This is a genomic window from Rhizobium sp. SL86 (genome assembly GCF_026672545.1).
In the GTDB taxonomy this organism is placed as follows: Bacteria; Pseudomonadota; Alphaproteobacteria; order Rhizobiales; family Rhizobiaceae; genus Neorhizobium.
Genome location: NZ_JAPPRJ010000001.1, coordinates 126,034 through 146,566, shown reverse-complemented (window position 1 = coordinate 146,566; position 20,533 = coordinate 126,034). Strand labels below are relative to the sequence as shown.

At 62.1% G+C, this 20,533-nt stretch carries 21 protein-coding genes; 8 read left to right on the top strand and 13 right to left on the bottom strand.

Features of this window, described 5'->3' with window-relative positions:
• The first annotated feature begins 2 nt into the window (after window positions 1-2).
• On the top strand, window positions 3-452 hold the full coding sequence (locus tag OU993_RS00755) for a DNA polymerase III subunit chi (RefSeq protein ID WP_268154054.1): 450 nt from the start codon (window positions 3-5) through the stop codon (window positions 450-452).
• A gap of 110 nt (window positions 453-562) precedes the next feature.
• Window positions 563-1,165 (top strand): nitroreductase family protein, encoded by a 603-nt coding sequence (locus OU993_RS00750; RefSeq protein ID WP_268154052.1) that lies wholly within the window; start codon window positions 563-565, stop codon window positions 1,163-1,165.
• 65 nt (window positions 1,166-1,230) lie between these two features.
• Here OU993_RS00750 and OU993_RS00745 read toward each other — a convergent pair whose 3' ends face one another.
• From OU993_RS00745 to OU993_RS00725, 5 genes are all read right to left on the bottom strand, one after another.
• Window positions 1,231-2,076, bottom strand: coding sequence for a polysaccharide deacetylase family protein (locus tag OU993_RS00745; RefSeq protein WP_268154050.1), 846 nt, complete (start codon window positions 2,074-2,076; stop codon window positions 1,231-1,233).
• 111 nt (window positions 2,077-2,187) lie between these two features.
• Window positions 2,188-4,230 carry a prolyl oligopeptidase family serine peptidase gene (locus OU993_RS00740; RefSeq protein ID WP_268154048.1) on the bottom strand — a complete coding sequence of 681 codons (2,043 nt, stop codon included), beginning with the start codon at window positions 4,228-4,230 and terminating at the stop codon, window positions 2,188-2,190.
• A 120-nt stretch (window positions 4,231-4,350) separates the two neighbouring features.
• The gene (locus OU993_RS00735) at window positions 4,351-6,333 is read right to left on the bottom strand and encodes a HAMP domain-containing methyl-accepting chemotaxis protein (protein ID WP_268154046.1); all 1,983 of its coding nucleotides are present in this window, start codon (window positions 6,331-6,333) and stop codon (window positions 4,351-4,353) included.
• A 462-nt stretch (window positions 6,334-6,795) separates the two neighbouring features.
• Window positions 6,796-8,682: an ABC-F family ATP-binding cassette domain-containing protein gene (locus OU993_RS00730; protein WP_268154044.1), complete on the bottom strand. Its 1,887-nt coding sequence runs from the start codon at window positions 8,680-8,682 to the stop codon at window positions 6,796-6,798.
• A gap of 59 nt (window positions 8,683-8,741) precedes the next feature.
• Window positions 8,742-9,251, bottom strand: coding sequence for a DinB family protein (locus OU993_RS00725; protein WP_268154042.1), 510 nt, complete (start codon window positions 9,249-9,251; stop codon window positions 8,742-8,744).
• Window positions 9,252-9,400: 149 nt separating this feature from the next.
• On the opposite strand from OU993_RS00725, the gene OU993_RS00720 reads away from it, so the two are divergent.
• The 3 genes from OU993_RS00720 to OU993_RS00710 all read left to right on the top strand — a co-directional run bounded on the left by OU993_RS00720 (window position 9,401) and on the right by OU993_RS00710 (window position 11,391).
• Complete coding sequence (locus OU993_RS00720) at window positions 9,401-10,084, top strand: glutathione S-transferase family protein (RefSeq protein ID WP_268154040.1); 684 nt, start codon at window positions 9,401-9,403, stop codon at window positions 10,082-10,084.
• Window positions 10,085-10,193: 109 nt separating this feature from the next.
• The gene (ndk, locus tag OU993_RS00715; protein WP_268154038.1) at window positions 10,194-10,616 is read left to right on the top strand and encodes a nucleoside-diphosphate kinase; all 423 of its coding nucleotides are present in this window, start codon (window positions 10,194-10,196) and stop codon (window positions 10,614-10,616) included.
• A 100-nt stretch (window positions 10,617-10,716) separates the two neighbouring features.
• Complete coding sequence (locus OU993_RS00710; RefSeq protein ID WP_268154036.1) at window positions 10,717-11,391, top strand: spermidine synthase; 675 nt, start codon at window positions 10,717-10,719, stop codon at window positions 11,389-11,391.
• Window positions 11,392-11,393: 2 nt separating this feature from the next.
• On the opposite strand, the gene OU993_RS00705 is transcribed toward OU993_RS00710, so the two are convergent.
• Complete coding sequence (locus tag OU993_RS00705; RefSeq protein WP_215563941.1) at window positions 11,394-11,774, bottom strand: winged helix-turn-helix transcriptional regulator; 381 nt, start codon at window positions 11,772-11,774, stop codon at window positions 11,394-11,396.
• A 104-nt stretch (window positions 11,775-11,878) separates the two neighbouring features.
• Between OU993_RS00705 and OU993_RS00700 the strand changes: the two genes are divergently transcribed.
• Window positions 11,879-12,892 (top strand): zinc-binding alcohol dehydrogenase family protein, encoded by a 1,014-nt coding sequence (locus OU993_RS00700; protein WP_268154028.1) that lies wholly within the window; start codon window positions 11,879-11,881, stop codon window positions 12,890-12,892.
• A 305-nt stretch (window positions 12,893-13,197) separates the two neighbouring features.
• Here OU993_RS00700 and OU993_RS00695 read toward each other — a convergent pair whose 3' ends face one another.
• The 3 genes from OU993_RS00695 to OU993_RS00685 all read right to left on the bottom strand — a co-directional run bounded on the left by OU993_RS00695 (window position 13,198) and on the right by OU993_RS00685 (window position 15,212).
• Window positions 13,198-14,100, bottom strand: coding sequence for a dihydrodipicolinate synthase family protein (locus OU993_RS00695; protein WP_268154026.1), 903 nt, complete (start codon window positions 14,098-14,100; stop codon window positions 13,198-13,200).
• 66 nt (window positions 14,101-14,166) lie between these two features.
• The gene (locus tag OU993_RS00690) at window positions 14,167-14,667 is read right to left on the bottom strand and encodes a hypothetical protein (RefSeq protein ID WP_268154024.1); all 501 of its coding nucleotides are present in this window, start codon (window positions 14,665-14,667) and stop codon (window positions 14,167-14,169) included.
• A complete protein-coding gene (locus OU993_RS00685; RefSeq protein WP_268157434.1) occupies window positions 14,664-15,212 on the bottom strand; it encodes a CGNR zinc finger domain-containing protein in 549 nt (182 codons plus the stop codon). The genes OU993_RS00690 and OU993_RS00685 overlap by 4 nt, the downstream gene beginning before the upstream one ends.
• A gap of 60 nt (window positions 15,213-15,272) precedes the next feature.
• On the opposite strand from OU993_RS00685, the gene OU993_RS00680 reads away from it, so the two are divergent.
• Together OU993_RS00680 and OU993_RS00675 are read left to right on the top strand one after the other, a co-directional pair.
• Window positions 15,273-16,163, top strand: a complete 891-nt coding sequence (locus OU993_RS00680) for a branched-chain amino acid ABC transporter permease (protein ID WP_268154022.1) — start codon at window positions 15,273-15,275, stop codon at window positions 16,161-16,163.
• Window positions 16,164-16,341: 178 nt separating this feature from the next.
• Window positions 16,342-17,085: a hypothetical protein gene (locus OU993_RS00675; protein ID WP_268154020.1), complete on the top strand. Its 744-nt coding sequence runs from the start codon at window positions 16,342-16,344 to the stop codon at window positions 17,083-17,085.
• Between the two features lie 397 nt (window positions 17,086-17,482).
• Here the strand turns inward: OU993_RS00675 and OU993_RS00670 are convergent, their stop codons facing one another.
• The 4 genes from OU993_RS00670 to pgsA all read right to left on the bottom strand — a co-directional run bounded on the left by OU993_RS00670 (window position 17,483) and on the right by pgsA (window position 20,531).
• Window positions 17,483-18,694: a class I SAM-dependent methyltransferase gene (locus tag OU993_RS00670; RefSeq protein WP_268154018.1), complete on the bottom strand. Its 1,212-nt coding sequence runs from the start codon at window positions 18,692-18,694 to the stop codon at window positions 17,483-17,485.
• A gap of 294 nt (window positions 18,695-18,988) precedes the next feature.
• Window positions 18,989-19,462 (bottom strand): molybdenum cofactor biosynthesis protein MoaE, encoded by a 474-nt coding sequence (locus tag OU993_RS00665; RefSeq protein WP_268154016.1) that lies wholly within the window; start codon window positions 19,460-19,462, stop codon window positions 18,989-18,991.
• 227 nt (window positions 19,463-19,689) lie between these two features.
• Window positions 19,690-19,947: a molybdopterin converting factor subunit 1 gene (gene moaD / locus OU993_RS00660; protein ID WP_268154014.1), complete on the bottom strand. Its 258-nt coding sequence runs from the start codon at window positions 19,945-19,947 to the stop codon at window positions 19,690-19,692.
• Window positions 19,944-20,531, bottom strand: coding sequence for a CDP-diacylglycerol--glycerol-3-phosphate 3-phosphatidyltransferase (pgsA, locus tag OU993_RS00655; protein ID WP_268154012.1), 588 nt, complete (start codon window positions 20,529-20,531; stop codon window positions 19,944-19,946). The genes moaD and pgsA overlap by 4 nt, the downstream gene beginning before the upstream one ends.
• Between the last annotated feature and the right edge of the window lie 2 nt (window positions 20,532-20,533).

The window sequence follows — 20,533 nt, the reverse complement described above, 5'->3', positions numbered from 1 at the left end:
CGATGACCGAGGTGCTGTTCTACCATCTGACGGAATCGAAGCTCGAGGATGCGCTGCCGGCGCTCCTCGAAAAGAGCGTCGAGCGGGGATGGCGCGTGGCGCTCCAGACCGTAGGCGAGGAGCGCCGTGACTTTCTGGATCAGCACCTCTGGACCTTTCGTGAGGAAAGCTTTCTTCCGCACGGCATCGAAACCTCGGATTTCGCCGAGGAACAGCCCGTCCTCCTGACGATCTCCGGCGAAAACCACAACGGCGCCACTGTCCGTTTTATCGTGGACGGCGCCGAACCGCCGGACCTTGCCGCTTACGACCGGGTCGTCTTTATGTTCGACGGGTTCGACGCCGCACAACTGGACGGCGCACGGGCACAGTGGAAACGGCTGAAGGGGGAAGGGCATCAGCTGACCTACTGGCAGCAGTCCCCCGAAGGTCGCTGGATCAAGAAGGCGTGAAAATCCGTCCGGCATCCAGGGTGCAGACGTCCTACACGGGACGGTAGCTTGTGCAGCGCAGCACGGCTTGCTAGCTCTTGAGCGCAGTTGCTCAATGGAGTCCAGTGATCATGAACGCCAATACCCCGGTCCACACCCGCGTGGCAGACCATCCTGTCAACGAAGCCTTTCTCGGCCGCTGGTCGCCGCGCGCCTTCAGTGATGCGACGATCACCGAACAGGAACTGCAGTCTCTGTTGGAAGCCGCACGTTGGGCACCGTCCGCCTTCAACGCACAGCCCTGGCGCTTCGTTTACGCGCTGCGTGGCGATGAAGCCTGGGACGGCATCCTCGGTGCGCTGATGCCCTTCAACCAGACCTGGGCACAGAAGGCATCCGCCCTGGTGATCGTCGCCTCCGAGACCAAGTTCATCGCACCCGGCAAGACGGAAGCAAACGACAACGGCAGCCATGCCTTTGATGCAGGTGCCGCCTGGGCCTATCTGGCGCTGCAGGCGCATATGGCCGGCTGGGCAGCCCATGCCATGGCCGGCTTCGACAAGGCCGCGATGGCTGCTGCCATTGCCCTGCCGGAAAACCACGTGCTGCATGCCGCCGTTGCGATCGGCAAGCAGGGAAACCTTGCCGACCTGCCGGAGGCGCTGCAGGCCCGTGAAGTGCCGAGCCCGCGCCATCCGGTGACGGCAACGGCCTTCCATGGCGGCTTCAAATAGGTTTTAGCGTCTCCAAGCGTCACAAAACGGCCTTCCTCGCGGAAGGCCGTTTTCGTTTGTGCCGCTCAATCGATGAGCGAGGCCACCATCAGGCTTTCCCGCCTGTGGCGCAGGTTGACCACCTTGTAACCCTCGGCCTTCAACTGGGTGAGCAGTGCCGGCAGCATGGCGGCGGTCCGGTTGTGGATGTCGTGCAGCAGGATGATGCCCTTGCGATGGGCGCGAAGCGCCGTCATCGTGCGGGTGGCGACGGCGGCCGGCGAGGCGGTGAAATAGTCCTTCGAATCGATCTGAACGTCGAGGACCACCATGCCGTCCTGCGCCACCCAATGCCGCAGCTTGCCGGTGTCGGCCAGATAGGGGAACCGGAAGAAACCGACGTCCTGATGGGTGGCGGAAGCGACCGCCAACCGTCCTTTTTCGATATCTTCGATGGCGGCTTCGAAGGAGAGCGCGCGCAGGTTCGGGTGGCGGTAGGTATGGCTGCCGATCGTGTGGCCGCGTGCCGCGACATCCTGCGCAATTTTGGGATAGGCCTTTGCCATCTGGCCGACCATCAGGAAGGTCGCCTTGACGCCGAATTCGTCCAGCGTTGCCAGGATGCGTTCCGTCTTTTTGGGCATCGGACCATCGTCGAAGGTCAGCACCACTTCCTTGTCGCGCAGCTTGATATCCGAGATCGAGGCGACCTCGATCGTGCGACCGGCAAGTCCGGCGGGATTGCGCAGCCGGCCCCAGGCGGCGGGTGTCAGCGCCACCGGATCATCGGCGTCAAGTGGTGTATGCGGCTTTGCGGCCGGTGCGGCGGCAAAGGCGGACATGAGTGTGCCGCCTTCCGCGATGGGACGGCCAGCACAGGAGGCGAGCAGGCAGGCGAGGGCGGCAGCGACGCAGGCGACGCGAAACGACATGGGGCGGGGACTCGGGCAAAAGAGAATCAACGAAGGATGGTTGATTTACTCTTGCCGATCACGGTTAACGCCCGGTTTAAGCGTGGTTCCACTTGGCACGCGTCGTTTATATTATGGCCGCATAATATTCTTGCGCAGGAAGCTGTAACCCATTGCTGCCCGTTCGGCGATTTCCGCAGAGTTTCCTGCGCCACCGTGTCCTCCCGAGCCGAATTCGTGGAAGAAGGGAGCGTGTCCCGCATCTTCCAGCGCCTTGGTAAAGCGGCGTGCATGCGAGGGATGCACACGGTCGTCATTCGACGAGCTTTCGATGTAGAGTGCAGGATAGGCGCAATCAGCGGCAGGCTTGACGGCATGCAGCGGCGAATACCCGAGAAGATAGGCGCGGTCCTCGGCATCGTCCGGATCGCCATATTCGTCCATCCACGCCTTGCCGGCCGGAAACAGGTGGAAACGTGTCATGTCGAGCACCGGCACCCGACACCAGACGGCGCCGAAATCCTGCGGATAACGCGTCAGCATGACGCCGGTCAGAAGGCCGCCATTGCTGCCGCCGGTACAGGCGATACGCTCCGGCTTTGTGAAGCCGCGCTTGACGAGGTCGCGCGCGATCGCCACGAAATCCTGGAAGGCGCGGTGGCGGCCATGGCGTTTGGCCACCGTGTGCCAGTCCGGCCCGAGTTCGGATCCGCCGCGGATATAGGCCTGCACATAAGCGCCACCCTGTTCCAGGAAACGTCCGGTCGGGCCGGAATAGGCGGGACCGAGCGCAACGGAGAAACCGCCATAACCGTAGAGCAGAACCGGCAATTCGCCCTTCACCCAGGTTTTCGGCAGGACAAGCCGATAGGGAACGAGAGTGCCGTCTTCCGATATTGCCTCCAAAAGCATGCTCTGCATGCCCTCGGCATCAAAAAACGCGGGCGAGGACTGCAGCGGGATGAGCGCGGGTGAGAGGTTGCGATCCTGTAGCCGCAATTCGTAGCGGGTCGGTGGCTTGAGAAAACCCTGGCCGATGACGCTCAGCGTGTCGTCTCCCAGCATGAGATCGGAGTAGAGCGGCGTGAAGGAGAGCGATTCGATCCCCTCTGGAAGGGTAATCGAGACCGGCTCCGCACCGGCCTTGGTCAGGTCGAGCGCATAGAGGCTCGGCTGCAGCCTGTCCTCCACCGTGTAGACGGCCCATTCCCTGAGAAGCGCGAACTGGCGGATCGAGCGGCCGGGCGCGGGCGAGACGAGAATGCGCCTCTCGCTGTCGAGCGGCTCGGCGTCAAACGGCGCGAAGCGTTGCAGAACAAGGCTTCCCGTCGGCACGACAGCGTCCGACTTCGCGTGCCAGAGAACATGCCCGGACCCGATGTCGAAACCGATATCGGCCGGCAGGTCCAGGCGGCGAAGCCTGCCACTGCCCTCGTCGAGGCTGAGCACCGTCTTGCCGATGGCGGGCACAGTGACAAAGACGTGCACGGGCCGCGACGGCCCACCTTCCAGAAGGCCGACATCCTCCGTCACCAATAAACCCGTCACGTCGGTGGCCTCTGCCTCATAGAGGATCTCGGCCTCTTCGGGTCGCTCGCCCCGTCGAAGACGCCGTCCGACCCTTGGCCAGCCGGACTGCGTGGCGGAGGCTGCGTCGATCGAGCCGAAATAGCAGATTTCGTCGCGGCTGAGCCAGCTCGCATGGGCCCGCACCGCCGGCGTGTCGAAGCCGCCGGGAACGACCTGTTTCACCTCGGCGTCGAATTCCAGCAGCCGGACGAGGTCCGAGCCGCCATCGGACAGCATCAGAAGCACCCGCGTCGGTTCCCAGGGGCAGGTTTTTGCGCCGTTGAAGATCCAGCGTTTGCCTTCGGCGGCGCAAAACGCGTCTACATCAAAGACGGTTTCCCAGGCGGCGTCCGGGGTGGCCGCCTGATCGGCCGGCAGGCGTCGCCAGAGGCCGAGCGGATTGTCGCGCGTGCGGTGGAAGTCGAACAGCCAGTTGCCCCGCCGCGAGGGTACGATCAGGCGATCCTCACGCTCCAGCATGGCGCGGATCGCATCGCGGTCGGCCACGAATTCCGCCGACTCGAACTCCGCGCGCGAGATGGTGTTGCGGGCTGCCACGAAGGCAAGTGTTGCCGGATCCGTGTCCGTTTCGAGAAAGAGATCCATGCCTGCCTCCGTTTCCATGCGGGGGCAAGCTAGGCACGGGAACCCGATATGACAACCCGTCAAACGGAAAGCGGCGGATCACGATTGCGATCCGCCGCTCTTTCCTGGAATGGACGTTTTCTAAAACTCCTGCCAACTGTCGCGGGAGCCGCCACCGGCAACTTTCAGGGCCGGTCGGTGCGTGACGCGGCTGTTTGCCGCCTGGATCGGCGGTGCCTCGCGACGGATGCCGGCCGGGTCCAGCTTGAAGCGGGAGATCAGCCGGGCGAGGTTGTGGGCGTCTTCTGCCAGACGGTTGGTGCTGGCGGTGGTCTCCTCCACCATGGCGGCGTTGCGCTGGGTCACCTGGTCCATCTGGCCGACCGTTGCATTGACCTCCTGCAGGCGGGTCGACTGTTCCTTCGAGGTGGATGCAATTTCATGGACCTCGCGGTTGATGCCTTCGACATGCCCGCGAATGCCGGCCAGTGCCTCGCCGGTGGCCGTCACCAGCTTCACGCCGGCATCCACCTCCTCGCCGGATTTGGTGATGAGGGCCTTGATGTCCTTCGCGGCCCCTGCGGAACGCTGGGCAAGTTCCCGGACTTCCTGGGCAACAACGGCAAAACCCTTGCCGGCTTCCCCGGCGCGGGCCGCCTCGACGCCGGCATTCAGCGCGAGCAGGTTCGTCTGGAAGGCAATCTCGTCGATCACGTTGATGATCTGGCTGATCTGGCCGGATGCCTGTTCGATGCGCTGCATGGCGGCGATCGCATCGCCCACCACGACGCTCGAGATTTCCGTGCTTTGCCGTGCCTCATCCACCTTGAGCGTCGCAGCCGTCGCGCGATCGGTCGATTGGCGCACTGCAGTCGTGATTTCCTCGAGAGCCGACGAGGTTTCCTCCAGCGCCGCGGCCTGCTGCTCGGTGCGTTTGGCGAGATCGTCGGAGGCGAAGCGGAGTTCGCCGGACCCGCCATTGATCTGGTCGATCGACTGGCGGACCTCGGTGACGATCGAGCGCAACGTGTTCATCGTTGCGTTGACATTGTTCTGCAGTTCCGCGAAGGCACCGGTGAACTGGCCGCGCATGCTGTCGGTCAGGTCGCCATCCGCCAGCGCCTGCATCACGCGCCGGGTTTCCCTCAGGCCGGAATCGATTGTCTCGACCAGTTCGTTCATCGAGGCGGCGAAGGCATTCAGGTCGGCGAATTCGAAGTCGCGTGTCATGCGCTGGCTGAAGTCGCCTTCCACGGCGGCCGCCACCACCTGGCCGATGGCGTCGCGCAACTCGTCGCATTTCTGGCCGAAATGCTGTTCTTCGGCGTTCAGCTTTTCGACGCGCAGACCGTTCTCCTGAAAGACCGCGACGGCCTTTGCCATGTCGCCAATCTCGTTGCTGCGGCCAAGATAGGGAACCTTGACCGTCAGATCACCTTTCGCCAGCCTGCGCATGATATCGGTGATCCGCTCGATGGGGCGCGAGACATCGCGCGAGACGAAAACCATCGCCGCAATTCCGGCAAGCGCGCCGATGGTGACGAGCACGATGTTCTTGATCAGGGAAAGCGTGAATTCCGATGCGCTCTCCGCATACATCATCTCTGCCGCCTTCACGTTGGCGTCGCGGAAACTATCGGCAAAACCGTCCATTTCCTCATAGCTCCTGACCATCTCGCCGGACAGGAGCGCTGCGGCCTCCTGTTTCTTTCCAGCGCGTGACAGGGCGACCAGTCGCTCGTGCAGCACCAGATAATCAGCGGCGGCGCGCTTGAAGCCATCGAAGGCGGTCCGCTCCTCGTCAAGCGAGATCATCGGCTCGTAGGTCGCCATCCGGTCCTGCAGCTTCTTCACCTCCTTGGCGAGAACCGCATCGGCCTCTTCGAGGGCTGCGGGTTCGACGGTCAGGATGTGGCGGGTCTGGAGACCGCGCAGATTGGCGATCGAGATGTTGAGGCGATTGGTGATGTCGACGGCGGGAACCGCGTCATTGGCCAGCCCATCGACATTGGTGAAGATGCCGCGCATCGAAGACAGCGCGAAGCCGCCTTGCAGAAGCAACAACACAAGAAGAAGCGCGAAGGCGGAGGTCAAAGACGTTTTCAGCGACATGGTGGAAAGCATTTTGGGGTGATCCAGAGCAGGGGGCGGACCGGTCGTCATGACGGTCGGGCCCGAAACCCGATGAAAGGCGACAAACATCTGCCGCCCTCATGCCAATGCATCTCCGATCCTGCCGTCAGATCGGAGTATCGTGTCCGATGGCGCGACTGCGCTCCATGCCTCCACCGTCCGGTGGAGGAAAGGGTGCAGGCTGATCATGTCGCGCGGCCCGAGGGGACGGGTGGTCGGACGAGATTCTACGAAAACACGCAGTACGCGTGGTTCCTCAAAAAACTCCACGTCACGATGCAAAAGAGGTGACTAATAATTTGCTAAAATACAAACAGTTCCGGCCAGTACTGAATTTTTTCTTCGAATAGGGAAGAAGGTCCCGGCAATTTCAGGGGTGTAAAACAAGATATCCCGGTCTGAGCGAGATGTTTCGCAGCAACAGAGATCGGCTCTATGTAGATCGGATCTGATTTAGGCGCTCATTGCCTCTTCATACTCGGCCGAAAGCTCCAGCCAGAGTTCTTCGCATTCACCAAGTTTCTGGGCCGCATCACTGCGCTGTTTTGCTTTTTCGGCGGCCTTGGCCGGTGATTTCTCGTAAAGTGCAGGATCCGCCAATTCCTTGTCGAGCGCCTGGATCAGCTTTTCCAGTTTCGCCGTCATGGCCTCGGTTTCGGTGATCTTCTTTTTCAGAGGTGCAAGCGAGGCGCGCTTTTCCGCATTGGCCTTACGCTGGTCGGATTTAGACGCCTGTTCTTCTGCACCGGCCTGCGACTTGTCGTCTTTCTTTTTCGACGAGGCGACGATGATCGAGCGATACTCTTCCAGGTCCCCGTCAAAGGGTGCGACGGTGCCGTTGTTGACGAGCCACAACCTGTCGACGGTCGCCTCGATCAGGTGGCGATCGTGGCTGATCAGGATGACGGCGCCATTATAGTCGTTCAGCGCCTCGATCAACGCCCGGCGGCTGTCGATATCGAGGTGGTTCGTCGGCTCGTCGAGGATCAAAAGGTTCGGCGCGTGGAAGGCGGCAAGGCCCATCAGAAGTCGCGCCTTTTCACCACCGGACAGATCCTTGGCGGGCGTATCCATCTTTTCCGTCGCAAGCCCCATCTGTGCGACGCGGGCACGCACCTTGGCTTCCGGTTGCTCTGGCATCAGGCGGCGCACATGGTCGACCGCCGATTGCGTCGGGATCAGATCGTCCAGCTGGTGCTGGGCAAAAAAGCCGATCTTGAGATTCGGCGCCACCTTCAGATTGCCGCTCTGGGCCTCCAGTCGCCCGGAGATGAACTTGGCGAAGGTGGATTTACCGTTGCCGTTCGATCCGAGCAGCGCGATGCGGTCGTCATTGTCGATCCGGAGCGAGATGTTCTTCAGGATCGGTTTGCCCGGTTCGTAACCGACCGCACCCTTGTCGATCGCGACGATCGGGGAGGAGGGCTGCTTGTCCGGTTCAGGAAAAGTGATCGGCGCCACATGATCCTCGATCACGGCGGCAACCGTCCCCATGCGCTCCAGCGCTTTGATGCGGCTCTGCGCCTGGCGGGCCTTGGTGGCCTTGGCGCGGAAGCGGTCGATGAAGCTCTGCAGGTGTTTGCGCGCGGCGTCGTTCTTCGCCTTCGCCTTCATCTGCAATTCGTCGGCTTCCGCCTTCTGCCGCTCGAAGCTGTCGTAACCGCCGCGATAGAAAGTGAGCTTCTTCTGGTCGAGATGCACGATGGCATTGACGGCATTGTTCAGAAGATCACGGTCGTGGCTGATGATGACGACGGTATGCGGATAACGCCGGATATAGTCTTCCAGCCACAGCGTGCCTTCGAGGTCGAGATAGTTGGTCGGCTCGTCGAGCAGAAGCAGGTCCGGCTCGGAGAAGAGCACGGCCGCAAGCGCGACGCGCATGCGCCAGCCACCGGAAAACGACGAGGCGGGGCGGCGCTGCGCCTCCGCATCAAAACCGAGACCGGCGAGAATGCTGGCCGCGCGGGCTTCCGCCGAATGGGCGTCGATGTCGACGAGCCGCATCTGGATTTCGGCGATACGGTTGGGGTCGCTCGCCGTTTCGGCTTCGGCAAGAAGCGCCGTGCGCTCCTTGTCGGCGGCCAGCACGATCTCGATCAGCGCATCCTCGGTGCCGGGCGCTTCCTGCGCCACCTGGCCGATCCGGGCGTTCTTCGGCAACGACACCGAGCCGCTTTCGGAAGCCATGTCGCCGGTGATGACGCGAAACAGCGTCGATTTGCCCGCGCCATTGCGCCCCACCAGGCCAGCCTTCGTGCCGGTTGGCAGGCTGACGCTCGCATGGTCGAGAAGAAGGCGGCCCGCGATGCGCGCGGAAAGGTCGGTAATCGTGATCATGCGGCGGGTTTTGGCTGAAGTTTTTCAGCGATGCAAGAGAGCGGGCCGCCGCAAGGCCGCTATTGCCAGCGTTCCCCTTCGCCGCGCAGGAAATAGATGAGGTCGAGCATCAGCGATGGCTTGCCGAGACTGGTCAGGATCGTGTGCACCTGGCCGCGGTGGTGGGTCTGGTGGTTGAAGACGTGCGACAGGATCGGTCCCAGCGGCTGCTCGATCTTCGTCGGCATCGTCAGCGGCGAATAGGAGATCGTGGCGGCAAGATCGTCTTCGGTCAGGCTGTCCACCCAGCCGATGATGCGCTGGTCTTCGGCCTCTCGGGCGGCGCGCAGGGCGGCAAAATCCTCGAACAGAACCGCATCGAGTGCGGTCGGCGCGTCTCCGTTTCCGGTGAAGCGTTTCAGCCAGATGCGGTCGGCGGCCAGCAGATGGTTCAGCGTGCCTTGCGCCGAACCGAAGAAGGCGCCCATGTTGGCGCGGAAATCTTCGCCGCTCAGCGTGGCGCAGGCGTCATAAACGCGCTCGTTGGCCCAGCGATTGTAATCGGCAAACATCTGGAAGTGGCGAAGCATGCGAGGTCTCCTGACACACGGGATGCCAGACTAGACGCAAAACACTGCACTGCGTGTGATGCGATCGATGAAATTTCCTGATTTGATCACAGGTGCGAATTGTCGGCATTGTGGCCCACACGTATTCCCCTGCCACGGAGCCGGACACCATGACACGCATTCTCTACACGCTGTGTGGACGCGACGAGCGCCGCCCCTTTTCGCCCCATGCCTGGAAAACGGTGATGGCGCTTGCGCATAAAGGGCTGGATTTCGAAGAGCGTCCGACGGCGTTCACGGAGATCCCGAAGCTGGAAAACGGCTTCTCCAAGACGGTGCCGATCCTGAAGGATGGCGACCATCTGGTGCGCGACAGTTTTGACATCGCGCTTTACCTGGAAGAGGCCTATCCGGATCGCCCGACCCTGTTTGGCGGCGAAGGCGGCAAGGCATTGTCCCGGTTCGTGGAAGGTGTGTCGCAGACGCTTGTGCATCCGGTTCTGAGCAGGCTTGCGGTGAAGGATATTCACGACATGCTGGCCGAACCCGACCAGATTTATTTCCGCAAGACGCGAGAGGCTTTCCTCGGTCGCAAGCTTGAGGACTTTGCCGAGATGCGGGAGGCGGAAATCGCCAATCTGACGGAGCGCCTGCAGCCGATCCGCCATACGCTGAAGTATCAGGCCTTCCTGGGTGGCGCTTCACCGCTGTTTGCCGATTACATCGTCTTTGGCGCGCTGCAATGGCTGCGGCTGACCACGGGTCCTCTGCCGCTGCCTGCCGATGACCCCGTGATGGACTGGTTCGAGCGCTGCCTCGACCTTCACGGCGCAAAGGGGCGAACCTTCGGCTGACGAATTGCGATTATGAAGGCTGCGTGAAATTCGCCTTTCCCCCTTGTCTTCGTGATTCGGGGCGGCTAAACACCGCCCACTTATCCCTGAAGAACAAGGACTTTCCGCTATGGCGATCGAACGCACCTTCTCCATGATCAAGCCCGATGCAACGAAGCGCAACCTGACCGGTGCCATCACCAAGGTCTTCGAAGACAATGGCCTGCGCATCATCGCCTCCAAGCGCGTCTGGATGAGCAAGCGCGAAGCCGAAGGCTTCTACGCCGTGCACAAGGACCGTCCGTTCTTCGGCGAACTGGTTGAAGGCATGACCTCCGGCCCGACCGTCGTTCAGGTTCTCGAAGGCGAAAACGCCATCCTGAAGAACCGCGAGATCATGGGCGCCACCAACCCGGCCAATGCCGACGAAGGCACCATCCGCAAGATGTTCGCCCTCTCCATCGGCGAAAACTCGGTTCACGGTTCGGATGCTCCGGAAACCGCTGCCCAGGAAATCGCCTACTGGTTCGCTGAAACCGAAATCGTCGGCTGATCTCAGGGCCGCCTCTGCCTCTGGCAGAGCAGATCATTTCAGCCGCCCGCGGGACCAGCCTGCGGGCGGCTTTCGTTTTTTCCGTGACGGAGGGTTTTCGATGCTGCCCTGGATCCAGCTGGACAGTGCCAAGGTACCTGGCGATACGGCCGAACTGCGCCTGAAGCAGCGTGGGAGCGAATTTTCCATCATGCTCGGCGCCAACGAGTTGATGAACAGCCGGCTGAGCGGTTCGGAAGAGGCGTTGGCAACGCTTGCGGCAGAACGCCTGGCCCATCAAAAGAGGCCCGTCGTGCTGATCGGCGGTCTCGGCATGGGCTTTACCTTGCGCGCGGCGCTTGCGGTGCTGCCGGTCGAGGCAGAGATCATCGTGGCGGAACTGGTACCCGAAGTGGTGGCCTGGGCGAGGGGACCGATGGCCGACGTCTTCAAGGGCTCTCTGGATGATCCGCGTGTGACAGTGCATGTCGGCGATGTCGGCGCGCTGATCAAAGCATCAAAGACACGCTTCGACGCCATTCTTCTCGATGTCGACAACGGTCCGGATGGGCTGACCCGCACCAGCAATGACAGCCTGTATGATCATGGCGGCCTTCGTGCGGCTTTGCTGGCACTTCGGCCAAAAGGCGTGCTGGGGGTCTGGTCATCGGGACCGGACGACCGTTTTACCCGGCGGTTGAGGGAGTGCGGTTTCAGCGCCGAGGCGCTGTCCGTCCGCGCCAGCACCAAACGCAGCGGCGCGCGTCACGTCATCTGGATGGCCGTGAAACCATAAGATCACGCGGCCTCGGAGCTTTCTTCCGAGACCATAACCGGCTTGCCATAGAGGCCGATATGGGTGTCGCCCCAGGCCTTCAGCGCCATCAGCACCGGTTGCATGCTGCGCCCCAGATCCGACAGGCTGTATTCCACCTTTGGCGGCACCTGCGCATAGACTTCTCGATTGATCAGCCCATCCTCTTCCAGCTCCCGCAACTGGTTCGTCAGCATGCGCTGCGTGACATTGGGGATCTGCCGGCGGATCTCGTTGAAGCGCATCGTGCGCTCCATCAGGTGAAACAGGATCACCGATTTCCATTTGCCATCGATCAGACCGATGGCCGCCTCCACCGAACAGCCGGGGCTGCAATCGAAGCGGGAATGGCGTGCCTTGCCCATGACGGTATCCTTTTTGACACTATGACCGTTTTTTGTGCGTATTCCACAAATGCGATAATAGGCACATATACGGCTCAGTACAACAAACCGCATGGAGTTGATCAATGAAAGCCGTGGCCTATCAAACAGCCGGATCTCTGGACCGGACCGATGCACTGGTGGATGTCGACCTGGACAAGCCGGTGGCCGCAGGACGCGATCTTCTGGTGAAGGTGGAAGCGATTTCCGTGAACCCGGTTGATACCAAGGTGCGCGCCAATGCCTCCGCCGAACCGGGAGACTGGAAAGTGCTGGGCTGGGATGTATCCGGCGAGGTGGTTGCGGTCGGCGCCGACGTTCGGAATTTTTCGGTCGGTGATACGGTCTTTTATGCCGGCGCCCTGAACCGGCCGGGTGCCAACAGTGAGTATCATCTGGTGGACGAACGCATCGTCGGGCGCAAGCCGGCCGCGCTCACGCATCCGGAGGCCGCAGCCCTGCCGCTGACGGCGATCACCGCCTGGGAAATGCTCTTCGACCGCCTGCAGGTGTCAAAGCCCGTTGCGGGCGCAGCGCCCGCCGTGCTGATCATCGGCGGTGCAGGCGGTGTCGGCTCGATCGCGATCCAACTGTTGCGCGCGCTGACCGACCTGACGGTGATTGCCACCGCCTCGCGGCCGCAGACGCAGGATTGGGTGCGCGCGCTTGGCGCCCATCATGTGGTCGATCACAGCAAGCCGTTGGCGCCGCAGGTGGCGGAACTTGGCAATGGCCAGCCCGCTTTCGTCTTTTCCACCACCGAGACCGGTCTGCATCTGGCCGATATCGCGGATCTGATCGCCCCGCAGGGCCGTTTCGGTCTGATCGATGACCCGGCGGTGCTCGACATCAATCCCTTCAAGCGCAAGTCCGTGTCCGTGCACTGGGAGTTCATGTTCACCCGCTCGATGTTCCAGACGGCCGATATCGACGAGCAGGGCAAGCTCCTCAACGAGATCGCGGCACTTGTCGAGGCTGGAAAGATCCGCACCACTCTGACCGAGGTGATGCGCCCGATCAACGCGCAAAACCTCAAGGCCGCGCATGCGGTGCTGGAAAGCGGCAAGGCGCGCGGCAAGCTGGTGCTGGAAGGGTTTTGACGGCGCCGCGCCGGTGGGGGAATGAGCCACGGTTCAGTACGAGCCCGGCCCGCCCCCGCTGTCCTGCCGGCCATCTCCCCACAAGGGGGGAGTGTTCGTCTGTTGACATAAGACCCCTCCCCACAAGGGGGAGGGACTTGCCGTGTCACACCGCCGATGGATGGAAGCACAAGGCTGCCACGTCCGGTCTTCCCCCCTTGTGGGGGAGATGGCGGCAGCCAGAGGGGGATATTTTGGGCGAAAGCCCTGAGTTGGCGAAGAGATGCCCGGTTGGGCAAGGGGGGGCTTTGCCGCTCGACCGGACGTTAACCTTCAAGCGCCTCAAGCGCCTCAAGCGCCTCAAGTGCCGCAGCGACGCGCGGCAGCGCTTGCGCCGGGATCGGCAGAACCGGCCGGGGCGGGGCGGCGTGGAAGAGGTCGAGTTCCGCGGCAATGGCATACATCACGCGGAAACTGCCGAATTGCTTGAACAACTCCCAGAGCGGATCGAAAGCGGCATTGAGGCGAAGGGTGGCCTCGGCATCCCCCGCGATCGCCGCACGCGTCAGCGCCAGAGCCGGTTTGGGCAAAAGTCCGGCCACCACGCTGTAGAAGGCATCGGCTCCGGCGAGCAGCGCGTGTGCCGCGCCCCAGTCACCGCTATAACCGATGGAGAAACCTGGCGGCGTACGCTGGCGCAGATCGGCGATCTCGCCAGCAAAATCGTCCCCGGCGGGAAGCGGCATCTTGACCGCCGCAACCGTCGGCAATTGCGACAATCGGCCGATCAGGTCGGGGCTGAAGGTGAATTTCGTCGTGCCCGGATTGTTGTAGATGACGATCGGCAGATCGGTCGCTTCCGCCACCGCGAGAAAATGCTGATAGACCTCCTCGTCGTTGAGCGGCGTGTAGGAGACCGGCGCCAGAAGCAGGCCGTCCGCTCCCGCCTGTTTGGCATCGCGGGCGAGCGCCTCGGCCGCATCCGTGCGCAGCGCGCCGACGCCGACGATCAGCGGTGTGCGACCATCCACGGCTTCCCGCGCAATCTCCACCGCCCGCCGGCGTTCCTCGCGCGACAGAAAGGCATAACCGCCGGTGCTGCCGAGCAGGCCGATGGAATCGACGGCCGTGGTGGCGAGGCGGTCGATCAGGCGCGACAGTGCCTCGGCCTGGACGGTTCCCTCGGCATCGGTGGGTGTGGGCGGAAAGGCGGATAATCCTTCAAGCATGATGATGGTGTCCGGATGAGTGATCGATCCCAGTGATGTATCATCCAGTCCCGTGCCTGCAAAGTGTCAGGCCGGGCAATCCTGCACCGGCGTCAGATCGATCTGCCCACCGGCCTTGAACACCTTCGGATTCATGTCATAGGCGGGGCCGACAACGATGGAATTGGCCGGCAGGATGCTCTGGTCGATGGTGGCCAGCACCTTGGTATCGAGCTGCTGCAACACCGTGCCCTTGGCGTCCGCCAGGTCGATCTTCACCGCATAGGAGCGGCCCTCGCGCACGCATTGCAGGTTGGGGCTTTCCAGCACGATCTTTTCCATCTTCGGATAAAGTTTTGCTTGCGTGACAAGCGGTTCGCCGCCGCGCGGGTTTTCAAACCGGGCAATCGCCACACCGCCCTCCGGCAGCGGCGCGGTCGGCCTCAGCGTCACCACGTAGTTCGCCTTGGACAGGCGATAGTTGAACACGAAGATATGGCCGGAAAACTCTGCCAGTTTTTCCGCCTCGCGCTGGCAGGCGGTGAGGGTGAGCAGGCACAGCGCCGCGACGGTGATATTCGTTTTCATTCCGGTTCCCCTTTCTTGCGTCGGTAATGACGGGCCGCCTTGGCGCGATTGCCGCACACGGCCATGTCGCACCAGAAGCGGCTTTTGTTCTTGCTGCGGTCGAGAAACAACCATCCGCAATGGCCGCAGATCTTCAGCCGCTCCGGCTCCGGCAAGGCGATCAGCCGCAGTGCCGAGTGCACTGTCTGGGCCTCGAGCGAGTGTGGATCCGGGGACTGCCGCAAGAGCAAGGCGGCCGCTTGCAGAAGATCGGCGAGCAGAGGGTCGGACGGCATCCCCTCGGCCGCGGCGCGAAAATGCCGGTCTATCGCCTCGCGCAGCCCAAGAAAAGCCGCGTGATTCTGTGGCTTAACGGGTGTCAAAGCTCCGAACAGGGCGCGTTCGGCGGAAAATGCCGCAGCCGCTTGCGGAAAGGCGGACAGCTGGGCTGGGTCGGCAAAACGATCGATGCTGCGGGCAGCGTCGAAGCGCAGGATCACGCTGTTGGCGACATCGAGCGCCAGCGCGCCGCCGGCAAAACGGTGAGGGGTCCAGGAAAAGCTCATGGCCGGAATATAACTGGTAAAAGCCATTTTACCAGTTATAAATGCGGGAGGAGAAATGCCATGGCCTATCTTGTCCAACTCCTGCTGAACGCATTACCGCTCGCCTCGCTCTATGCGGCGCTTGCCTTTGGTTATGCCTTGGCCTTCGCCATCACCAAGCGGGCCGACATCACCTATGGCGCTTTGTTTGCCTGTGCCGGCCATGTCTTCCTCCTGGTCTCTCATTGGGGCTGGAACCGGCTGTTCCTGACCTTTCCCGCAGCCCTTGGCCTCGGTGCCGCATCGGCGGTCTGCCTCGTCTGCGGTCTCGGTATCCTGATCGGACGCCAGGTCGTGGCACCGCTGGCGCGGATTTCGCCCAACGCGCTGACGGTGGCTTCGCTCGGCCTGCTGCTGGTGCTGATGGAGGGGGCTCGGCTGATCTCGGGAACACGCGAACTCTGGCTGCCGCCGTTTCTGAATGCCGCCGTTCCCGTGGTGCCGGGCGGGGCGGGCGCCCTGACCGTCCTGCAACTGATCAACACGGTCGTGCTGATCCTGATGGTGGGGCTCGGCGCGCTGTTTCTGCGCGCAAGCCGTTGGGGAAGGCACTGGCGTGCGGTCTGCGAGGATCCGCTGGCGGCGGAACTCTGCGGCGTCGATGCGGCACGTCTCGCCGCTTCGGCCTATGGGCTGGCGGCATCGTTCGCTGCCCTGTCGGGCGTTCTCGCCACGGCCTATTACGGCACCATGGATTTCGGCGCAGGCCTCGTCTTCGGTTTGAAGGTGATCCTGATTGCCGCTGTCGGCGGTCACCACCATCCGCTGAAGGCCGCCCTCGGGGCTGCTGCCGTGGGTGTGGCGGAAACCCTCTGGAGCGGTTTCGGCCCGGTGTTCTGGCGCGACGCCGTTTTGCTGGGCGGCCTCGTTTTGCTGCTCGTCATCCGGCGTCGCGAACGGGTGATGATCTGAGAGGGGTAGGCGGCGCGGACGGCGTGTAATTTTCGGAGGAACGACCCGTGCGTATCCGAGGCACGTCGCCCGAGGACGATCGTCCGGTAGCATGGCGTGTCCTTGTTCGACGCTAGGTTTGGGAAAGGTTGAAGGTCGATACTGGTGACAGACGTCGCAAACTGCAGAAGGCAAGCCGATGAGTTTTTCCCCGATCGTGTGCAATGGTACTCCGAAGTCAGGAACGCATGCTCTGCTGCAGGCCGTGGAAGCCCTTGGCTTCCAGAAACGCGCCTTTGTGAAGGCCTTGGGGAAGGACGAGTGCTACAGCCGCCCGATCTCCTACGGTGACGAATCCATATTTCTGTCGCATGACGCGAAACGCCATTTTGATGATTATCTGAAGAACGCCCATACCTATCGAGGCAAGAGCGAGGTGCGCGGCTTCCTGATGTCGCCGCAGCCGAGCCGGACGCTGGTCCACGCGCATGTCGCATGGCGTCGCCGGGATCTGCTGGACGGGATGAAGGTCGTGACAGTGATCCGCAGCCCGCGAAACAACTTCCTGAGCTGGATCCGATGGTTCGGCCCCGCCGCATCGGCGAATTTCTTCCCGGTCTATGCGAGTTTCGTGTCCTGGAGGAAGGACAGCATGTTCGTCTACGAGGACTTGTGGACGGTTGCCAGCATGCGGGCCCTGGCCGAAACCCTGGATGTCACGATTTCCGTGGCCGATGCGGAACGGGTCATCGAGAGCGCGAAGGGCCGTTCCTTGACCTGGACGAACAAACCGAGCAATCACGCCGCCGTTTGGAATGCCTCACTCGACGCACTTTGGAAGGCAAAGGGCGGCGCAAGGCTGGATGCGCTTTATCAATCCGTGCGCGAGGGCAATGTCGCTGACCATGCGGATGAGATGTCCGCGATGGCAAAGCGCGCCTGAGTGGCGATGCCTCTCTTCGAACAGCAGCCCGCCCTAAAAACGCGGGCGGCGCTGGCCCGAAGGACGCGGTCGATCTTCGCCGGGTTCTTCTCGATTGAGTAGATGGGGCGGCACGCTGGCCTTGATGATCGGCCGCTGTTGTCCTGGATAAAAACAACACATTGCAATGAAACGAACAAGCACGGGCTGGCCGGAAAATTCCGGACCGGCCTTCTGGTCTTGGGACAATTGCGTGCCGTCAGAACGCAAGTTCTGTTGACGGAAGGGGTTTTGAGGAAAAGAGAGGGGGACCAAAAGCAAATACGGCACGTCCGCCCATCCCCCGAAGGATCCAGGCGGAAATGCCGGTTTCACAGGCCTCAGCGGGCCGAGATGGGCGACGGGCGGTTCTCGCCCGTCAATTGACCTTGCGGACGTTGAACACGGCGCCTTTGCTGTTCTGAACCGTCATCTGCGAGCCGTCGTGATTGAGTGCCAGGAGATCGATCACGTTGTTCTCATTCCATTTCATGGCCGCGGTCCCATTTGCCATCGGGAACCAGCTCGCAACGACGGTGCCGCCGATGTCGACCTTGAAATTGTTGAGGATCCGCAGCGTCTTTCCGTCGGCCGTCGCCCATGTCCCCACGATCGGGCCAAGTTTCGGGAAGAAACGCTCCGCATTCGGCACATTGGTGATGACGCATGCGATACGGTCCGGCCGGCCCGGGCGCGTGATCGTGCCAACGAGACGGTAATCCGGCGACACCTGCTGGAACAGTCCGGCCCACTGTCCCGGGTGAAAGACGGAGCAATGGCTGTGCCCGTCGTCATAGCAGGCGATGACATGGTAATTGTAGCGCGCAGCGGCATGCATCTTGCGAATGAGACCGGGCAGGACGGGCGGTTCGAAATGCTCCAGAACGTCAGCCGATACGCAGATATCGCCTGTGGCAATGTCGTCCTTCAAGACATCCGTCGTTCTGAACTCGACGTTTGCGGGCAATTCGCGAAGGTGCGGCGAACGGGCCCAGTCGAGGCCGATCACCTGTGGGACCTGAGCCGAAATCTTGCGCAGGAACCGCCCATTCCCGCAGCCGACCTCGACAACGGTCCGAGGCTGGATCGACTGGATCGCATCACAATGATCCACGAGCCAGTTGTTGTCCTGGTAGCCTTTGTCGAAATTGTGCAGTTTCTGATAGTCATCCGCCGTGCGATGGCGTTGTGCCACCAGGGGATCAGTTCCGGAGGCATAGGCTGACTTCAGCAATCGCTCATCGATGATTGCTTGAAGTTCGCTCGAGCGGCGGGCGATCGAAACGACCTCGGCATATTGGACATAGGCATCGCGGATCGCGACGCTGAGAACGGTTTCACCGACGCTGGACGCCAGGCCGCCGTGGTGAAGCGTCGCTGCAATCTTCGTCATGGTTCCATCGGTGGAAGCACCGGCGGAGGGCATGCCATTCGGATGGCCAGCGGCACTCTGTGCGCGCCGTGCCACGTCCAACGCCTCGGATGCGACCTTGCGCAGCTGCGCAACTTCGCTCTGCGAATCGGCGAGCATGCGCCGCATCTGCTCAAGTTCGTCGACAGCGTTGCCCGAATATTGGTTCACGTCATTCATACAGTCTAACTCCACCTCGTTCCGCGCGCATGGCGCTCCTTGTGGCAAGGATCAATGATTCGATGTTGATCCCATCTGAGGGGAAGCGGCTTATCCGAGGCTGGACTCTCGTCCCGATTGCTTCGCTTGCATGCATTTCCCCCTGGATCCGGCATCGCGAACACTGCAGCCATGCCAAACAAAGCGGATTTCGCGCGGGGCAGCGGCGAGTTCGATATCGTCACTTCCGTGACGCTGCCGGCGCTTGATCTCTATGGTTATGCCGGCGATCGGCACCTTGCGCTTCTCGGAGGTTTATTCGGTTCGCGGCGTCAGCCACCGGTCGCGGGCGCTGTCATCGGCGTCCTTCGCCGGAACCCAGTCACCGGAGGTTCCGTCCTTCGGATGTTCCTTTTTCCAGAAGGGCGCGGCGGTCTTCAAAAAATCCATGACAAAATTGGCACCGTCGAAAGCCGCCTGGCGGTGCGGGGAGGCGGCAATGACAAGCACGATGTTCTCGCCGGGGGCAATCTTGCCGTAGCGGTGAATGGCGGTGAGGCCCTGCAGCGCGAATCGCTCGACCGCAAGCTCGGCGATCCGCCGCATTTCCGCTTCCGCCATGCCAGGATAATGTTCGAGTTCGAGCGCGTTCAGGCTGCCGCCTTCGTCGCGGCACAGCCCGCTGAAGGTGACGACGGCGCCGATATCCGTCCGGCCCGCCACCAGCCGGTCGATCTCCGTCTGGAGGTCGAAATCCTCGCTCTGGACGCGGATGGTTGGTGTTGTCATGCCGAATGCCTCACTTTATCCGGCACCTATGCCGTTGAGTGCTATTCCCCCTCTGGCCTGCCGGCCATCTCCCCCACAAGGGGGGAGACCATATGCGGCGCGACCTTCCCACGCAAATGGTGTTCGGCAGGTGAGGTCCGTGTGGTGTGGCGAAACGAATGATCCCAGCCAGTCTCCCCCCTTGGGGGGGAGATGCCCGGCAAGGCAGAGGGGGTCTTTATCCGACCTCATCCGCCCGTCATCGGGGGAAAGATGCCGATCTCGCGGGCACCGGCAATCGGTTCGTCCTGGTCGACATGTTCCTGGTTCACCGCCACCCGGATCACCTCCGGATATTGGAGTGCTGCCTCGTAACCGTCGCCCAGCGTCTTCAAGTGATTGAGCAGGTCGCGGGCCGTCACCACATGCGCCGGAAGCTCGATTTCTTCCTCCGGCTTGTCGATCCTCTCGCGCACCCAGGCGAAATAGACGAGTTTTACCTTCATTCTTCGTCCACCACATGTTTGAGGCCGGCCTTGAAGTAGTCGTAACCGGTGTAGATCGTCAGGATGGCGGCGAGCCACAGGAGGATGATCCCGAGCGTCGTCGTGTGGAGGCCGAACTTGTCGCCCGCCGGTCCCGCCAGCAGGAAGGCGATCGACACCATCTGGATCGTCGTTTTCCACTTAGCAATGCGGGTCACCGGCACCGCCACCTTCAGCGCCGCCAGGTATTCGCGCAGGCCGGAGACGAGGATTTCGCGGCAGAGAATGGTGATGGCGGCCCAGAGCGACCAGCCGGCAATCGTGCCATCGGCGGCCATCAACAGCAGCACGGAGGCGACCAGCAGCTTGTCGGCGATCGGATCGAGCATCCGGCCGATATTGGAGGTCTGGTTCCAGATGCGGGCGAGGTAACCGTCGAGGTAGTCGGTGATCGAGGCGACGACAAAGATGCCGAGTGCGGTCCAGCGGGCCAGATCCGAACTCTGCAGCCTGCCTTCGACGAAAAAGCAGGCGACCACGATCGGAACGGCCACGATTCGCGCGTAGGTCAGAAGGTTGGGAATGTTGTATGCGCGCGACGCCATGG